Below are 13,658 nucleotides of genomic sequence, written 5' to 3' on the forward strand. Positions count from 1 at the left end.
TCTCCTCTCGTGCTTAGTTATAGGTCACCCACTACAGTTGACATAGAGCCCTTTTTCACTTGCTTTCTTAAGATCCAATAGCACTTCTGAGTTTCATTCTTATAGTTTTCTCTCACCATTTATGATAAAATAGGCTCAATCTATTTCTAGGAGGATGAGATATGGTTTCTACTATTGGTATCGTTAGTTTGTCTAGTGGTGTTATCGGAGAGGATTTTGTCAAACACGAAGTCGACTCGGGTCTCCAACGTCTCAAGGATTTGGGACTCAATCCTGTCTTTTTGCCCCATTCGCTAAAAGGGTTAGACTTTATCAAGGACCATCCGGAGGCACGTGCAGAGGATTTGATGCAGGCCTTTTCGGACGATAGCATCGACATGATCCTATGCGCCATCGGTGGGGATGATACCTATCGCTTGCTACCCTACCTTTTTGAAAACGATCAGCTTCAAAAAGTTATCAAACAAAAGATTTTTCTTGGTTTCTCAGATACCACTATGAACCACCTTATGTTGCACAAACTAGGGGTCAAGACTTTTTATGGGCAATCCTTTCTAGCAGACATTTGTGAATTGGACAAGGAGATGTTGCCCTATAGCTTTCACTACTTTAAAGAATTGATCAAGACAGGAAGAATCTCAGAAATCCGCCCTAGCGACGTTTGGTATGAGGAACGGACTGATTTTAGTCCCAAGGCTCTGGGAACAGCTCGTGTCAGTCATGCAAATACTGGTTTTGACTTGTTGCAAGGAAGTGCTCAGTTTGAGGGAGAAATTCTCGGCGGTTGTCTTGAATCTCTTTATGATATCTTTGACAACTCTCGATACGCAGACAGCACGGAGCTCTGCCAAAAGTACAAACTCTTCCCTGACTTATCCAACTGGGAAGGAAAGATTCTCTTGCTAGAAACAAGCGAAGAAAAACCTGAGCCGGAAAACTTCAAAACAATGTTGCAGACTTTGAAAGAAACTGGGGTATTTGAGGTCATCAGTGGACTCTTGGTCGGAAAACCTATGGATGAAACTTTCTATAACGACTATAAAGAGGCACTATTGGATATCATTGATAACAATATCCCGATTGTCTATAATCTGAATGTCGGCCACGCAACGCCAAGAGCCATTGTTCCCTTTGGCGTTCACGCCTATGTAGATGCACAGGAGCAAGTCATTCGCTTTGACTATAACAAAAAATAAACAATTTCTCCATTTTTGTGCTTTGGTATTGATTTTCGTTACAATTTATGTCTGAATTTATTGCATTTTGCTTATTTCTATGATATCTTTTTGAAGGAGGTGTATATGACTAAACAAAAAATAAATCAAATTGTCGGTTCAATCGGGCCTTTATCGGGATTATTGTATTTATCGCCTACATCCCACAAATTTTTGCCAATTTACAAGGCAACAAAGCTCAACCATTCCAGCCTTTATCCGCAGCAGTATCTTGTTTAATTTGGGTTATTTACGGATGGACAAAAGAACCTAAGAAGGATTGGATACTAATTATTCCAAACTCAGCCGGCGTTGTCTTAGGTGGACTGACATTTCTTACTGCACTATAAAAATTACTAGCATATAATCAAAAAGCTGAGATAAATCTCTCAGCTTTTTTCTATATTCTCAGATAGTTAGACGCTTGGACTCACTAACTTCCGCTTTTCCACTCACAATCATTTTCGTGGTCGTCAATCAAACCTGCTGCTTGTAGAAAAGCTAAAACGGCGACTGGACCTGTGAACTTGAATCCTCGTTTTTTGAGATCTTGAGATAACTTTTCAGACAAGGCTGTTTTAGCAGGCGCTAGGTGATAGTCAGGAACACCATTCACGATCGTTTTCCCCTCAACAAAGGACCAGAGATAAGCGTCAAAAGAGCCAAAGGTTTTCTGGATTTGTAAAAATGCTTGGGCGTTGGCACGCGTCGCAAAGAGCTTGGCACGATTTCGGATGATGGCTGGATTCTCTAACAATGCTTCCAACTCCCCATCTGTCATTTCCGCGACCGCTTGAATTTGATAGCCATGAAATGCTTCTCGGAATCCTTGGCGTTTGTTTAGTACCGTTTCCCAAGATAGACCCGACTGGTAAGTTTCCAAACAAAGCAACTCAAAAAGAGCACGGTCATCATGAAGGGGTTGACCCCACTCTTCATCATGATAGGCCACATATAATGGGTTGTTCATTTTAACCCAACCACAGCGTTTTGTCATAAAAATCTCCTATTTGACCAACATCTTAAGGGCCGACTTGATATAGTTCTCAGCTGTATCCGTCGTTCCTTCAAAGAATTTCTTGATTTTCTTAAGTTCGGTCGCCTTGTAACCCAGTGCCAACATGGCTTCCATAGCTTCTTCCAGTTCTTGGTTTTCAACGCTGGTTTGCACTGCCACCTTGGCAGGAAGGTCATCACTAGCCACAACTACCTTTCCTTCCAAGTCCAGCACCATCTGCTGGGCAGTTTTCTTACCGATTTTAGGGAACTTAGTCAAGTAGGTGATGTTCTTAGTCTCGATTGCTTGAACCAAGCCAGCATTGTCATCGGCTGCGATAATAGCAAGAGCTGACACAGGACCAATCCCAGAAACCGAAATCAAGCTGAGAAAGAGCTTTTTCTCATCTTCTGATCGAAAACCATAAAGCAGATGTGCGTCCTCACGGACAACTTGGTGCACATAAATTTGTGTCTCTTGATTGACCTGGCCTGAGTAAGCATAGGGATTGGCTACATGCAAGATATAACCGATACCGTTGGTTTCAAGAACGATATATTTGGCAGTGATTTTGGCAATGATTCCTTTTAGATATTCGTACATAGTTTTTTCTCCATTATTTTGCCTATCTAGTATACCATATTCCCCCAAAACAGACTGCAACAAAAGGTGCAACCTCTGGTTGACAAATAGTACAGGAGATTGTATTCTCATTATAAGTAAAAATTGTTAGGATAGAAGTAGAAAAAGGAGGATAGAATCATGAAACTCGCAGAAAAACTATTTGAACTCAGAAAGGAAAAAGGTTGGTCCCAGGAAAAGCTAGCAGAACAAATCAATGTTTCTCGGCAAAGCATCTCAAAATGGGAGTCTGGACAAGTCCTTCCAGAAATCGAAAAAATCATTGAATTAAGCAAGATTTTCCAAGTAACAACTGACTATCTACTACTGGATGAAAACTCTGAAAAAGCTTCTACAGAAGTGATCTTGGAGGAAGACAAGGACAAATACTATAAAGAGGTTAAATCCTTTGGTCTCTGGCAAGTGATTTATATTTTCGTCTTGGCTCTGGCTATCTATCTCTTTTTAGCTGGTTCGAGTTTACCAGCCGAGTTCACCGCCTGGATTTGGCTGACCTTCGTTCTTTTGATTGCTTCAGCGATTGCTATCAGCAAGGCTCTCAAAACCAAACAACGTTATCTTGATAAGGTAATTGGTCCTGAGAATCCTTCCGACAAAGACGACTCTACAAAATCTTGAATTACCTAGTTCAGTTTTCACAACACTTTTTATAGGACTGGTCTTGTCAAGCGAGTGTAAACTTCGTGTCAAGCTGCCCATGTCCAATCAAGTTCCCACTTTAGAAAAACTAAAAAGCCTTGTTCGAAAAGGAACAAAGGCTTTTTGTGTTCTTAATATTTCCCCAACTCTCGGAGGCTGGTATGATTCTCCTGAATGCGTCGGAACATCTTTTCCATATCCGACTTGGTGAAATGCACCAAAACAGGGCGTCCGTGGGGACAGTTGTAAGGATTGTCACATTGAGAGAGCTGATAGAGGAGTTGTCTGGCTGAGTGGTCATCGATGCGATGGTTTGCCTTGATAGACCGCTTGCAGGACATCATAATAGCCAGCTCTGCTCGGTATTTCTTGATCGAAACTTCCTTGGTCAAGAGGAGCATATCACACATTTCATAGATGCCTGATTCGATTTCCTCTTCGGCCATCCAGATAGGATGCTCACGCAGGATAAATTGATTTTCTCCGTACTCTGCTAGAAAGACACCTACTTCCTCTAAGAGAGGCATTCTTTCCTTGAGACGAAGGGCATCATCCGCAGGAAATTCAAAGATATAGGGAACTAGGAGTTGTTGCTGACTCTGGTCAACATTGCCGATGCTTTCTCGGTATTCCTCGTACTTAACTCGTTCCTGCGCCGCATGCTGGTCTATGATATAAAGCCCATCTCGCCCTTGGGCAAAGAGATAAGTCCCGTGCATTTGTCCGAAAAACTCCAACTCTGGGAAGCTGGACGCTTCTTCTCGCTCCAGCTTATCATAAGCCTTATCGAGGCTAGCTAGATCTAACTCTGGATGGTCTAGTTGGTCGTAGTTAGCAGGCTTTCTCTCTGCAAAATGCAGTTTTGCTGGCTTAGTCAATTGGTCCAAAGTTTCTTTAGCAAACAGGGTTAGGTCCCTACCCTCCTCAGTTAATTCAACCTGGTGGTCAGCCACCTCAGCTTGACTAGGTTTTGAGAGTTCTGTTTTTTCATAGTAAAGCGTATTTTCTTTGAGTGGGAGAATAGTTTGCTCTACCTTTTGATGATTGCGCACGGTCGACTTGGCAAGATTTTCTAAAGCATCAGGAATCAAGGCTTGTTCCTTGAGACTATTTGAAATAGCTTCTGAAAGCAGCGCCATCAGTTCTCTTTCCTTAGAAATCCGCACTTCTTGTTTGGTTGGATGCACATTGACATCAGCTAGATAGGGGTCAATATGGATGTGAATGACAGCCAGTGGAAAACGCCCTACCATGAGTTTGCTTCCGTAACCGTCAAGAATAGCGCGATTTAGTAGAAAGTTCTTGATATAACGGCCATTGATGAAGAGGCTGATATAGTTGCGATTAGCTCGAGTTAACTCAGGCAGAGACACAAAACCTGAAATTTCGAAATCTAAGTCAGAATTCTCAATTTTAATCATCTTCTTGGCACTCGTCAAACCATAAATCCCTGCGATGGCTTGACGCAGTTGACCAGTCCCTGCTGTCCGCGTCATTTCCTTGCCATCACTAATCAAACTGAAGGAAATCTCCGGATGGGCCAAGCCCAGACGGTTGACAATATCAATGATATGAGACAACTCCGCTTGCTGGCTCTTCATATACTTGAGACGGGCAGGCGTGTTGAAAAAGAGGTCCTCCACACAAACCTTGGTTCCTACAGGACTAGTCGCTGGGATGACTTCCTCAACTTCACCCCCACGCGCAACGAGCTTAGTCCCATGACTCGCACCATCCACCGCTGTCAATAGAGTCAAGACACTGACAGAAGCGATAGAGGGCAGGGCTTCACCACGAAAACCAAGCGTCCGAATCCGAAAGAGGTCTGCTTGATTTTTTATCTTACTGGTCGCATGTCGACGCAAGGCCAATTCCACCTCATCGTGAGCAATTCCATGACCATTATCGGTGATTTGGATTTTCTTGAGACCGGATTCCTCGATCTCAATGATAATCTGGCTAGAACCCGCGTCAAGGGCATTTTCTACCAATTCTTTGACCACACTGGCAGGACGTTCAATCACCTCTCCTGCCGCGATCTGGTTTGCCAACACTTCTGGCAATTCAATAATATGAGACATCTTTCAGCCCCTTTCTGTATCTATTTTCCTAGAAATTGATTAGTGCTATTATACCATATTTCAGATGTTACCAGAAAAAGCAAATACCACATAGACTCCAAATCTCTCCACATAGACAAAAGCTCTTGCCATGGGTCGTAAAATAGTGTTTAATAAAGGTGTACAGGAAGTGATCACAACCTTGTATAACTGAAAAGGAGGGAAATTTATGAAAGTAGAACTACAGATTAATGAGACATACAAGGAGGAAAAGCTGATTGTCCAAGCTCCTCGGCCGACCGAAAAAGTCCAGAAAGTCATCGAGTTCGCAGAAAATCTTGACCAAAAAGAAACAATCAAAGGAAAGATTGAAGATCAGGTCTATCTAGTTGAAATTGGTAAGATTCAGCGCTTCTATATCGAGAATCGAAAGGTTCTAGCAGAAACTGCCAGTCAGACCTACAGCATTGATTTGCGACTCTATCAGGTTCTTGAACTCTTGCCGACCACTTTTATCCAAATTTCCCAATCTGAAATCGTTAATATTGACTCTATCTCTCATCTCAAACTAACCCCCAACGGCCTGGTCGAAATCTTTCTAAAAAATGAAAGCTTCACCTACTCTTCACGCCGTTACCTAAAAACCATCAAGGAGAAATTAGAACTATGAAAAAACAAATCTTTCACGATGCAGCCGCTGGTGTACTTATCGGCCTCATCCTCTCTATCCTCTTTTCACTCATTTATTCCCCAAATACCTATGCCCCACTAAGCCCCGAGTCTCTCATCGGCCAAGCGATGGTTCAACATCAGGTTCACGGCGCTCTGGTCTTGCTCTACTGCACGATTATCTGGTCAGCTATCGGCGTTCTCTTTAGCTTTGGCAGTCGTTTATTCAGCCGTGACTGGAGCTTACTCCGTGCAACAATTTCCCATTTTTTCCTCATGCTGGCTGGCTTTGTCCCACTAGCGACTCTGGCTGGTTGGTTCCCCTTCCACTGGACCTTCTATCTCCAGCTCATTCCAGAGTTTGCGATCGTCTACCTTATCATCTGGGTTATTCTCTATAAAAGAGAAGCTAAAAAAGTAGACCACATCAATCAACTCTTGGCTCATAAAAAGTAATAGAAAAATCCCACTCACAAAAATGAGAGTGGGCTCTTTTTATAACTTTCGTTTGAGCTCGACCAAGACATTCATAGCCTGCATAGGTGTCATATTGTACACATCCAGTTTAGCTAATTCTGCTAGGATAGGATGCTCTGCAGGCGCGTCAAAGAGTGATATCTGTTCAGTAACAGCACTTGTTTGTCTCATCGGAGCAGGACTTTCCTTCCCTTGATTCTCCAGTTGGGTCAAAATCTTATCCGCCCTTGCTAAAAGTTCTGCTGGTAAGCCAGCGATCTTAGCAACGTGGATACCGTAGGATTTGTCAGCTGGTCCTGGTTCGATCTTATGAAGGAAGGTCACCTGCCCATCCTGCTCCAAGGTCGCCACATGGACATTGACCAAGTTTTTCAAGCTGGACTCCAGACTGGTCAACTCATGGTAGTGGGTCGCAAAGAGGGTTTTGGCTCCGATATGTTCATGAATGTATTCGATGATGGACTGAGCAAGAGCCATCCCGTCATAAGTTGCAGTTCCGCGTCCCAATTCATCAAAGAGAATGAGTGAGTCCTTAGTCGCATGCGAAATGGCATTGTTAGCCTCCATCATCTCCACCATAAAGGTTGATTGACCTGAAACCAAGTCATCTGCTGCTCCGATACGGGTAAAGATAGCATCAAAAATCGGTAAGTAGGCGTTCTCAGCAGGAACATAGGAACCCATCTGGGCCATAACCGCCGTCATGGCTAGTTGGCGCATATAGGTGGACTTCCCGCTCATGTTGGGCCCCGTAATCAGCTGAATACTGGTATCTTCTGACATCTGGATACTGTTTGGAATATAGGTCTGAGCTCCCATAACCTTTTCGACGACAGCATGGCGACCTTTCTGGATAGCGATTTGTGAGTCGTCTCCAAACTCAGGTCGGATCAAATGCTGGGTTTCAGCCACAACCGCCAGACTTTGCAAGACATCAACGGTCGCAATTCCTTGGGCTAGAGCCTGCAAACGCTGGATGTACTTGCTGACTTCCTCACGGATACGCATAAAGATTTCATATTCTAGATTGGCTGACTTCTCACGCGCCTCCAACATATCCCCCTCGATACGGGCTAATTCTTCGGTACCAAAGCGTTCTGAGTTTTTCAACGTTGCCTTGCGGAAAAAGTGAGCTGGCACATTTCCCAGTTGCGAATTAGTCACATGGAAATAGTAGCCGTCCTTTTTATTGTAGTCAATCTTAAGCGTGCTGATGCCAGAGTTTTCCCGCTCCTTAGCCTCAATCTCAGCAATCCAGCTAGTCCCTTCTCTGAGCACACGACGATACTTGTCTAAGGTCTCATCAAATCCCGTACGGATAATGCCACCTTCCGTAATCACGTGAGGAGCTTCAGGAGCAATGGCAGCACTAATCAAGCTCTCCAACTCAGGAATGGCATCCAACTGTGCGATAAGATAGCCCAGAGCAGGCTGCTCCATACCTTCTAAAATCGCACGAATCCGTGGTACATTGGATAAGGTGGTCGCCAACTGAAAGAGATCCTTTGGATTAGTCTTTCCAAAAGAAACCCGACTAGCCAAGCGTTCGATATCATAAACACCCTTGAGGCTATCCGTTAAATCGCTGCGCTCAAAGAAGTGGTCAAGAAAGACCTGCACCACGTCTTGACGTTGGACGATTCGCTCCTTATCAATCAAAGGACGATGAATCCAAGAACGCAAGAGCCGCATGCCCATAGCTGTTTTGGTTTCATCTAAAAGCCAGAAAAGACTGCCTTGCTTCTTGCCTGAACGGGCATTCTCAACCAAATCCAGACTAGCCTTGGTCGCATAATCCATCTGCAAGAAATCTTTGATTTCATAGTGAATAACTGGTTTAAGGTGATTCAATTCCCGCATCTGGGTCCGGTGAACATACTGGAGTAGCTTACTAGCTGCCGCTTGCTCCACAGCTGCCAATCGTGGATCTAGTAAATGAATATCCTCAAAGCCTTCCTTCTCATAAGAAAGCACCAAATTCATCTGACGGCTGAGGATTTGTTCTTCTTCCTCAGACAAGTCATAACCCAGCACCACTTCTCGAGCCTTGAGGTTACGGATTTCCCCACAAACCAACGTGAAATCCAATAGCCCCGTCACATAAAAATCACCCGTCACTAGATCCATATAAGCTAAGCCAAATTGATTGCCATCACGATCTAGGGCAACCAAGAAATTATTCTGACTATCGGGCTTACTGCTATCAACGACCGTTCCAGGTGTGATGACCTGAACCACCTCTCGCTTGACAACACCAACCGCTTGTTTGGGATCTTCCATCTGTTCGGCAATGGCAACTTTATAGCCCTGCTCAATCAGAACATCGATATACTGTTGGGCAGAATGATAGGGGACACCTGCCATAGGTATCGGATTTTCTGCATTTTTATTCCGACTTGTTAAGGAAATTTCTAAAATTTGCGCTGCATTAATTGCATCTTCATAGAACAACTCGTAAAAATCACCCATTCGAAAAAGCAAAAAAGCATCTGGGTATTGTTTCTTAATATCCACATACTGTTGCATGCCGGGTGATAGCTTTTCTGTTGCCATTTTCCGTCTCTCCTTGCTAAAAATAAGTCTCGAGAGCAACTCCCAAGACCTTATTTATCTTTCATCAAATCTAGCAAACGATCTTCCATCAGCTTGGCAACGTGCTGGTCTCGACAAATAACCAATAAGGTATTAGCACCAGCAACCGTTCCTAAAATCCATTCATCCTTGTTTGCATCTACAATGTTTGCTAAGACTGCAGCTTTCCCAAGTTTGGTATGAAGTACCAATGTGAACTCAGCTCTTGCAACACCTTCTAAATGATGAGACAAAAACTCAACTAAATCAATCTTATCTGTCTCATTTGCTAGTACATAATACACCATATCATTTTTCTTAACCTTGGTCAAGCCGATTTCACGCAAATCACGTGACAAAGTCGTTTGTGTCACATAAACATTACGAGCTTCTAAACGATCTTGAATCTCTTTTTGTGTCCCAAGTTTTTCTTCGGTGATCATCTTTTTAATCAATTGATGCCGTTCTCTTTTTCTCATATTATCCTCTTAAGTGAATATTTATAACAAGTTTTACATTTATTTTATAACTACATTATACCAAAAAAAATAGATAATTCAAAAAAATTCTTTTCTTTCTCAAAAAATGTAGTAAATTGTGTTAAAATAGTAAAAAAGCCCAAAAGGAGCCCTTATGAATACAAAAGAATTGATTGCTAGCGAGTTGGCTAGCGTCATTGATAGCCTAGATCAAGAGGCTATTTTAAATTTACTGGAAACACCTAAAAACTCAGAAATGGGAGACATCGCCTTCCCTGCCTTTTCTCTAGCAAAGGTCGAGCGTAAAGCTCCTCAAATGATTGCAGCAGATATTGCTAAAAAAATCAATAGTCAAGCCTTTGAAAAGGTTGTTGCTACTGGACCTTACATCAACTTTTTCCTTGATAAAAGTGCTATTTCGGCTCAGGTATTACAGGATGTTATCACTGAAAAAGATCACTATGCTGGCCAAACCATTGGCAAGCAAGAAAATGTCGTTATCGATATGTCTAGTCCCAATATCGCAAAACCATTCTCTATTGGGCACTTGCGTTCAACAGTTATCGGAGATAGCTTATCACATATTTTCCAAAAAATCGGTTATCAAACGGTCAAGGTCAACCACCTAGGAGACTGGGGCAAACAGTTTGGAATGTTGATCGTTGCCTACAAGAAATGGGGAAATGAGGAAGCCGTTAAAGCACATCCAATCGATGAACTGCTTAAACTCTACGTTCGCATCAATGCTGAAGCTGAAAAAGACCCTAGCTTGGATGAAGAAGCACGCGAATGGTTCCGCAAACTGGAAAATGGAGATGAGGAAGCCCTCGCTCTCTGGCAATGGTTCCGTGATGAAAGTTTAGTGGAATTTAACAGCCTTTACAATGAATTGCAAGTCGAATTTGATAGCTACAACGGGGAAGCCTTCTACAATGATAAGATGGATGCTGTTGTAGACATTCTCGCTGAAAAAGGACTTCTTGTTGAGTCAGAGGGAGCCCAAGTTGTCAATCTTGAGAAATATGGAATTGAACACCCAGCCCTTATCAAAAAATCTGATGGTGCAACTCTCTATATCACACGTGACTTGGCTGCAGCCCTCTACCGTAAAAACGAATACCAATTTGCAAAATCCATCTATGTTGTTGGTCAAGAGCAATCTGCCCACTTCAAACAACTCAAGGCAGTACTACAAGAGATGGGCTACGATTGGAGCCAAGACATTGTCCATGTTCCGTTTGGATTGGTAACAAAAGAAGGGAAAAAACTCTCTACTCGTAAGGGAAATGTCATCTTGCTAGAACCGACTATCGCTGAGGCTGTTAGTCGTGCCAAGGCCCAAATCGAAGCGAAAAATCCTGAGTTAGAAAATAAAGACCAGGTTGCCCACGCTGTTGGAGTTGGGGCTATCAAGTTCTATGATCTTAAGACCGACCGTACAAATGGATACGACTTCGACCTTGAGGCTATGGTATCCTTTGAAGGGGAAACTGGACCTTACGTTCAATACGCCTACGCTCGTATCCAATCTATCTTGCGCAAAGCCGATTTCAAACCAGATACAGCGGGCAACTACAGCCTGAATGATGCTGAAAGCTGGGAAATCATTAAACTACTCCAAGACTTCCCGCGTATTATCAATCGTGCAGCAGATAATTTTGAACCTTCTATCATTGCGAAATTTGCGATTAGTTTGGCTCAAGCCTTTAACAAATATTATGCACATACACGTATCCTAGATGAAAGTCCTGAGCGCGACAGTCGTCTAGCACTCAGCTACGCAACCGCAGTCGTCCTCAAAGAAGCTCTTCGTTTGCTCGGAGTAGAAGCGCCGGAGAAGATGTGATTCAGCACTAACAATTGGAACTAAAGTTCCTAATTGTTAGACGCTAGCCGCTATATGCGGACTAGCTAACTGCTTCACTAGTAAAGAAACATAAATATTGTCGATTTATGTTTCTTTACGTCGTAACCAGAGACACTTGCCTAAACACCTCACTAAATTGGTCAATCAAATCATATTGATTGTATGTAATCTTTCAGATCACTTGATTGCAAAGCAATCTGAAAGATTGAGGCAAAATAACATTTATATTTTATTCGGCCTTGCAGCTGTTCAATGAAACAATTTATTCACTTTTACTATTTCTTTATCACACTGGGAGATTTCCTATGAGCCAATATGCTTATATTCTCGTTGTACTTAGCTTGGTTTTCCTTTTTCTGCTCAATAAGTACGAGAAGGAAAGACTTCAAAGACTCTACCAAGAGCAACTCTTGAAGGACGAGACATTTAGGTCTGACATCAAAGAGAAAATTCACACGACTGAAAATATCAATGATGTCATTGCACATATCAATAAAACTTACCATCTGGGAATGTTGCTCTCAAAAGACGTCACAGATCAATTGAAATAATCAAAATCCGAGAAGCTTTCTTCTCGGATTTTTTAGGCTTACCATATTCTCCTTGGAGAAATTTCATCAGTACATGTAAAGTTTTCTGTAATTTTCTATATTTTTTCAAAATATTCTTGCATTTCCTTTAAGTTTTTTGTAGAATAGTAGCTATCTATTCAGATTATTCTGAAAATTCAAAAATAGGAGCGTTTATTATGTCACAAGTTACGTTATCAAACCAGTCAACCTAGGCAAGCAAACTAAAGGCAATGGGGCCAGGAATTCTAATGGCTTCTGCAGCCGTTGGAGGTTCTCATATCGTATCCTCTACTCAAGCTGGTGGTTCTTATGGGTGGGCACTACTCCTCTTGGTTATCTTGGCCAATGTTTTTAAATATCCATTTTTCCGTTTTGGTGCCGAATATACTGCCGACACTGGCAAGACCTTGGTAGAAGGCTACGCCGAAAAAGGGAAACTCTATCTCTGGATTTTCTTTGTCCTCAATGTTTTCTCTACTATGGTTAATACAGCTGGAGTCGCTATCCTTTGCTCAGCTATCATCGCTAGCGCCTTCCCAATGATTGGTCTTAGTATCACTCAATGGCCCCTTATCCTTGTTGCAGTCATTTGGGCCATGCTACTCTTTGGCGGCTACAAACTATTGGATGGTATGGCAAAATGGATCATATCTGCTTTGACCATTGCAACTGTTCTTACAGTTATCATTGCAGCAATTAAACATCCAGAATACAGCTCTAATTTTGTCGAAAAGACACCTTGGCAAATGGCGGCCCTCCCTTTTATCGTTTCCCTCTTAGGATAGATACCTGCTCCTATTGAGATTTCTGCCATCAATTCACTCTGGTCTGCTGAAAAGAAAAAGACCGTCAACTTTAATACAGCGGACGCCCTTTTCGACTTTAACGTTGGTCATATTGGAACTGCTATCCTAGCTGTATTCTTCGTGGCACTAGGAGCACTGATTCAGTATCCTACCGGGCAGGCAGTTGAAGTTGCTTCAGCTAAGTACATTTCTCAGTTTGTGGGTATGTATGCCTCTGTTCTTGGAGAATGGTCCCGTTATTTGATTACCTTTATCGCCTTTCTTTGTATCTTTGGAACGGTTATCACCGTTATCGATGGCTACTCTCGTGTCAATCAGGACTCTTGATTCGTCAAAAAGAGGATACTCGCAAATCTTTGAACATCTGGATGACCCTCACAGCTATTATCGGTATCGTCATCATCAAGTTCTTTGCTGGACAAGTTTCCGCCATGCTTCGCTTTGCCATGATCGGTTCTTTCCTGACAACATCATTCTTCGCTCTTTTGAACTATGTATTGGTGACACATGAGAATAAAAATCTTCCTTCTTGGCTAAAACTCCTCGCTATCGCAGGATTGATTTTCCTCTTTGGCTTTGCTATTTTCTTTATCTATGCACTTGCCATCGGAAAAGCAGGATAGTTTATAAAATGGCACCCTTACGGGGTGCTTTTTGCATACACG

Annotated in this window: 11 protein-coding genes and 2 pseudogenes; 8 read left to right on the forward strand and 5 right to left on the reverse strand. The window is 42.6% G+C overall.

Annotated features, from left to right (window positions below):
* The first annotated feature begins 161 nt into the window (after positions 1-161).
* Together Q4A91_RS04055 and Q4A91_RS04060 are read left to right on the forward strand one after the other, a co-directional pair.
* Positions 162-1,196: a S66 peptidase family protein gene (locus tag Q4A91_RS04055; protein WP_303207566.1), complete on the forward strand. Its 1,035-nt coding sequence runs from the start codon at positions 162-164 to the stop codon at positions 1,194-1,196.
* 105 nt (positions 1,197-1,301) lie between these two features.
* Positions 1,302-1,564, forward strand: a pseudogene (locus tag Q4A91_RS04060) (SemiSWEET family transporter).
* 83 nt (positions 1,565-1,647) lie between these two features.
* Here the strand turns inward: Q4A91_RS04060 and Q4A91_RS04065 are convergent.
* Both Q4A91_RS04065 and ruvA read right to left on the reverse strand, forming a co-directional pair.
* A complete protein-coding gene (locus Q4A91_RS04065; protein WP_303207568.1) occupies positions 1,648-2,211 on the reverse strand; it encodes a DNA-3-methyladenine glycosylase I in 564 nt (187 codons plus the stop codon).
* A gap of 9 nt (positions 2,212-2,220) precedes the next feature.
* Positions 2,221-2,814, reverse strand: coding sequence for a Holliday junction branch migration protein RuvA (gene ruvA / locus Q4A91_RS04070; RefSeq protein ID WP_303207570.1), 594 nt, complete (start codon positions 2,812-2,814; stop codon positions 2,221-2,223).
* A 159-nt stretch (positions 2,815-2,973) separates the two neighbouring features.
* Between ruvA and Q4A91_RS04075 the strand changes: the two genes are divergently transcribed.
* Positions 2,974-3,471 (forward strand): helix-turn-helix domain-containing protein, encoded by a 498-nt coding sequence (locus Q4A91_RS04075; RefSeq protein ID WP_303207572.1) that lies wholly within the window; start codon positions 2,974-2,976, stop codon positions 3,469-3,471.
* Between the two features lie 152 nt (positions 3,472-3,623).
* On the opposite strand, the gene mutL is transcribed toward Q4A91_RS04075, so the two are convergent.
* A complete protein-coding gene (gene mutL / locus Q4A91_RS04080) occupies positions 3,624-5,573 on the reverse strand; it encodes a DNA mismatch repair endonuclease MutL (RefSeq protein WP_303207574.1) in 1,950 nt (649 codons plus the stop codon).
* Between the two features lie 208 nt (positions 5,574-5,781).
* Here mutL and Q4A91_RS04085 point away from each other — a divergent pair, with 208 nt between their 5' ends.
* A complete protein-coding gene (locus Q4A91_RS04085; RefSeq protein WP_303207576.1) occupies positions 5,782-6,222 on the forward strand; it encodes a LytTR family DNA-binding domain-containing protein in 441 nt (146 codons plus the stop codon).
* Positions 6,219-6,677 carry a DUF3021 domain-containing protein gene (locus Q4A91_RS04090; RefSeq protein WP_303207578.1) on the forward strand — a complete coding sequence of 153 codons (459 nt, stop codon included), beginning with the start codon at positions 6,219-6,221 and terminating at the stop codon, positions 6,675-6,677. The genes Q4A91_RS04085 and Q4A91_RS04090 overlap by 4 nt, the downstream gene beginning before the upstream one ends.
* Before the next feature lie 39 nt (positions 6,678-6,716).
* Here Q4A91_RS04090 and mutS read toward each other — a convergent pair whose 3' ends face one another.
* Positions 6,717-9,251: a DNA mismatch repair protein MutS gene (mutS, locus tag Q4A91_RS04095; RefSeq protein ID WP_303207580.1), complete on the reverse strand. Its 2,535-nt coding sequence runs from the start codon at positions 9,249-9,251 to the stop codon at positions 6,717-6,719.
* Positions 9,252-9,301: 50 nt separating this feature from the next.
* Positions 9,302-9,748 (reverse strand): arginine repressor, encoded by a 447-nt coding sequence (gene argR / locus Q4A91_RS04100; RefSeq protein WP_303207582.1) that lies wholly within the window; start codon positions 9,746-9,748, stop codon positions 9,302-9,304.
* A 154-nt stretch (positions 9,749-9,902) separates the two neighbouring features.
* On the opposite strand from argR, the gene argS reads away from it, so the two are divergent.
* The 3 genes and pseudogenes from argS to Q4A91_RS04115 all read left to right on the forward strand — a co-directional run bounded on the left by argS (position 9,903) and on the right by Q4A91_RS04115 (position 13,616).
* Positions 9,903-11,594 (forward strand): arginine--tRNA ligase, encoded by a 1,692-nt coding sequence (argS, locus tag Q4A91_RS04105; RefSeq protein WP_303207584.1) that lies wholly within the window; start codon positions 9,903-9,905, stop codon positions 11,592-11,594.
* A 326-nt stretch (positions 11,595-11,920) separates the two neighbouring features.
* A complete protein-coding gene (locus Q4A91_RS04110; protein ID WP_000084865.1) occupies positions 11,921-12,166 on the forward strand; it encodes a hypothetical protein in 246 nt (81 codons plus the stop codon).
* Positions 12,167-12,417: 251 nt separating this feature from the next.
* Positions 12,418-13,616, forward strand: a pseudogene (locus tag Q4A91_RS04115) (NRAMP family divalent metal transporter).
* Positions 13,617-13,658: the final 42 nt, after the last annotated feature.

This window comes from Streptococcus sp. (genome assembly GCF_030528045.1).
Classification (GTDB): domain Bacteria; phylum Bacillota; class Bacilli; order Lactobacillales; family Streptococcaceae; genus Streptococcus.

Bases quoted from the DNA above. Each gene is read 5' to 3' on its own strand.
- Q4A91_RS04055 (WP_303207566.1), top strand. From the start codon at position 162: ATGGTTTCTACTATTGGTATCGTTAGTTTGTCTAGTGGTGTTATCGGA.
- Q4A91_RS04065 (WP_303207568.1), bottom strand. From the start codon at position 2,211: ATGACAAAACGCTGTGGTTGGGTTAAAATGAACAACCCATTATATGTG.
- ruvA (WP_303207570.1), bottom strand. From the start codon at position 2,814: ATGTACGAATATCTAAAAGGAATCATTGCCAAAATCACTGCCAAATAT.
- Q4A91_RS04075 (WP_303207572.1), top strand. From the start codon at position 2,974: ATGAAACTCGCAGAAAAACTATTTGAACTCAGAAAGGAAAAAGGTTGG.
- mutL (WP_303207574.1), bottom strand. From the start codon at position 5,573: ATGTCTCATATTATTGAATTGCCAGAAGTGTTGGCAAACCAGATCGCG.
- Q4A91_RS04085 (WP_303207576.1), top strand. From the start codon at position 5,782: ATGAAAGTAGAACTACAGATTAATGAGACATACAAGGAGGAAAAGCTG.
- Q4A91_RS04090 (WP_303207578.1), top strand. From the start codon at position 6,219: ATGAAAAAACAAATCTTTCACGATGCAGCCGCTGGTGTACTTATCGGC.
- mutS (WP_303207580.1), bottom strand. From the start codon at position 9,251: ATGGCAACAGAAAAGCTATCACCCGGCATGCAACAGTATGTGGATATT.
- argR (WP_303207582.1), bottom strand. From the start codon at position 9,748: ATGAGAAAAAGAGAACGGCATCAATTGATTAAAAAGATGATCACCGAA.
- argS (WP_303207584.1), top strand. From the start codon at position 9,903: ATGAATACAAAAGAATTGATTGCTAGCGAGTTGGCTAGCGTCATTGAT.
- Q4A91_RS04110 (WP_000084865.1), top strand. From the start codon at position 11,921: ATGAGCCAATATGCTTATATTCTCGTTGTACTTAGCTTGGTTTTCCTT.